1 protein-coding gene and 1 pseudogene are annotated in these 3177 nt (G+C 63.9%); one reads left to right on the top strand and one right to left on the bottom strand.

Going from position 1 to position 3177, the window contains the following annotated elements:
• Window positions 1-3 precede the first annotated feature (3 nt).
• A complete protein-coding gene (acnA, locus tag ACE3UY_RS22345; RefSeq protein ID WP_374689679.1) occupies window positions 4-2706 on the bottom strand; it encodes an aconitate hydratase AcnA in 2703 nt (900 codons plus the stop codon).
• Window positions 2707-2931: 225 nt separating this feature from the next.
• Between acnA and ACE3UY_RS22340 the strand changes: the two are divergent.
• Window positions 2932-3177, top strand: a pseudogene (locus ACE3UY_RS22340) (cytochrome P450); the annotation flags it as partial.

Here is a 3177-nt window from a genome sequence, read left to right as displayed (position 1 = left end):
TCCCTATCCCCTGTTGAGGAAATTCCGCAGCACGGTATGCAAGATACCCCCGTTGCGGTAGTAATCCACCTCGACCGGCGTGTCGATGCGGCACGTCGTCTGGAAGGTCGTCACGCGCCCATCGGCGTGTTCCGCCTGCACCGTCACGTCTTGCAGCGGCTTCAGGTTATCGTCCAGGTCGACCGTCGAGTAGACCTCCGTCCCGTCCAACCCCAGCGTTGCCGGATTTTGTCCGCCCTTGAACTGGAGCGGCAGGATGCCCATCCCCACCAGGTTGCTGCGGTGGATGCGCTCGAAGCTCTCGGCGATGACCAGGCGAATGCCCAGCAGCAGGGGCCCCTTCGCCGCCCAGTCGCGGGAACTGCCCGTGCCATATTCGCGGCCGGCCAGCACCATCAGTGGCGTCTTCGTCTCCTGGTACTTCAGCGAGGCGTCGAAGATGGTCGTCACCTCGTCCGTCGGCAGGTAAGTGGTCATGCCGCCTTCTGTGCCCGGGGCCATCTGGTTGCGCAGGCGGATGTTGGCAAACGTGCCGCGCGTCATCACCCGGTCGTTGCCGCGCCGCGAGCCGTAGGAGTTGAAGTCGCGCGGTTCCACGCCGTTGTTCATCAGGTATTGCGCCGCCGGACTCGTGCGCGAAATCGACCCGGCCGGCGAAATGTGGTCCGTGGTAATCGAGTCGCCCACTTTCACCAGTACCCGCGCCCCGCTGATGTTACCAATCGGCCTCACCTCGCGCGACAAGCCCACGAAGAAGGGCGGCTCCTGGATGTAGGTCGAGGCCTCTTTCCACTGGTACAACTCGCCGCCGCTGCGGGGGATGCGGTTCCACATCTCGTTGCCGCTGAAGACGTTGCCATACTGCTCCCCGAACATCTCCGGCGTCAGCGACGCGGCCATCGCCTCCTTAATCTCGGCATTGCTGGGCCAGATGTCGCGCAGATAGACCGGCTTGCCGTCCCGCCCCATGCCTAACGGCTCCTCCAGCATGTCGATGTCGGCCCGCCCGGCCAGCGCGTAGGCTACCACCAGCGGCGGTGAGGCCAGGAAGTTGCTGCGCGTCTCCGGGTGCACGCGCCCTTCGAAGTTGCGGTTGCCGCTGAGGACGGACGACACTACCAGTTCCCCCTCGCGGATGGCCTGGCTGACCTCTTCGGGCAGCGGGCCAGAGTTGCCGATGCAGGTCGTGCAGCCGAAGCCAACGATGTTGAAGCCCAACTGCTCCAGATAGGGCAGCGTGCCCGACTTCGTCAAATAGCTTTCCACGACGCGTGAGCCGGGGGCCAGACTGGTCTTCACGTAAGGCGGCACGCTCAGCCCCGCCTCGACCGCCTTCTTGGCCAGTAGCCCCGCGCCGAGCATGACACTGGGGTTAGAGGTGTTGGTGCAACTGGTGATGGCGGCGATGACCACCGCGCCGTGGCTGATCTCGGTCGTATGGCCGTTGGCGACCGTGGCCGAGCGGGATAGCTCCTCCTCATTCAGCCCGAAGCCGCGCGGCCCGACCGGGGCCAGAAGTTGCTGGCGGAAGGTCGTCTTCATGCTCTTCAGGCTGATGCGATCTTGTGGCAGCTTAGGCCCGGCCAGACTCGGCTCGATGGTGGACAGATCGAGTTCGACCACGCTGGTGAACGCAGGATCGGGCGTCTCGTCGGTGCGGAAAAGCCCCTGCTCCTTGGTATACCGCTCTACCAGATCGATCAGCTCCGCCGGCCGGCCGGTGTTGTGCAGGTAGTTGAGCGTCTCGTCGTCCACGGGGAAGAAGCCCACCGTCGCCCCGTACTCCGGGCACATGTTGGCGATGGTCGCCCGGTCGGCCAGGGTCATGTTGCTGAGGCCGGGGCCGAAGTATTCCACGAACTTACCGACGACGCCTTGCTTGCGCAGCATCTCGGTGATGCGCAGCACGAGGTCGGTGGCCGTCGTCCCTTCCGGCATGCCGCCTGTCAGCCGGACGCCGACGACTTCGGGCGTCAGCATATAGATGGGCTGGCCGAGCATGACCGCCTCGGCCTCGATGCCGCCCACGCCCCAGCCGAGCACGCCCAGGCCGTTGATCATCGTCGTGTGCGAGTCGGTTCCCACCAGGCTGTCGGGGAAGACCACCCGGCCGTCCCCCACGGCCTTTCCCATGACCACCAGGCCCAGATACTCCAGGTTGACCAGGTGCACGATGCCGGTAGCGGGCGGCACGACGCGGAAGTTCTCAAAGGCGGTCTGGCCCCACTTCAGGAACTCGTACCGCTCGTGATTGCGCTCGAACTCGCGTTCGGCGTTGTAGAAGAGGGCGAAGGCGGAGCCAAACTGATCCACCTGCACCGAGTGGTCGATGACCAGATCGACCGGAACGATGGGGTTGATGCGGTCGGGCCGGCCGCCGAGGCGAGCCATGGCCGCGCGCATGGCCGCCAGGTCGACGACAGCCGGCACACCGGTGAAGTCTTGCAGGATGACCCGGCCGGGCTTGAATGGGATCTCGAACGGCTCGGCCATCTGCGGCGTCCAGCGGGCCAGGCGCTCCACGTCGGCCGGCATGACCTCGTAGCCGTCGGCCGTGCGCAGCACCGCCTCCAACAAGATCTTGATCGAGAAGGGTAACCGATCGAGGTCGGCCAGACGAGCCAACTTATCCAGTCGGTAGAAGTAGTAATCCGTGCCGGCAAGCTTGGCGCGCGCGCCAAATGAGTCGAATAGTCGTTGGGTCATGGTTCACCTCGATTCGTTCGCTGTACACTATGGGCAGAGGCGCAAACGAACCTTGTACGGAAATGCACCTTACGGCCCTCCAGCCGCGTATGTTATGATAGAAGCGTAGCCATTATAGCCGAATTCTCTGGCCGGGAAACTCGTTCATTCTCTGGAGTTGGCCCGGTCGCGTGGCGACAGCTATCATTCAGGAGAGGTATTATGCTAGAGCATAGGACAACAGACGTGCGCCGACACCCACCGAGCGCCGGCGCCGGTGGCCGGGAGGCAATCCGCAACCCGCTCCGCTTCTTCCTTTGGCTCACCCAAACCTACGGCGACATCGTCCAATACCGCTCCAGCCTCGAACCCGCCTATCTCATCAACCACCCCGACTACATCCGGCACGTCCTGCAGAGCAACGGCCACAACTACAACAAGGACACCTTCCTCAACAAGTATCTGATCGAGTCGCTGACCGGACAGGGGTTG

This window comes from Promineifilum sp. (SeqCode) (genome assembly GCF_041918635.1).
Taxonomy (GTDB): Bacteria; Chloroflexota; Anaerolineae; order Promineifilales; family Promineifilaceae; genus Promineifilum.
This window is presented reverse-complemented; position numbering and strand designations above follow the sequence as displayed.

Excerpts from the sequence above, each read along its gene's own strand:
- acnA (WP_374689679.1), bottom strand. The coding sequence starts at position 2,706 with ATGACCCAACGACTATTCGACTCATTTGGCGCGCGCGCCAAGCTTGCC.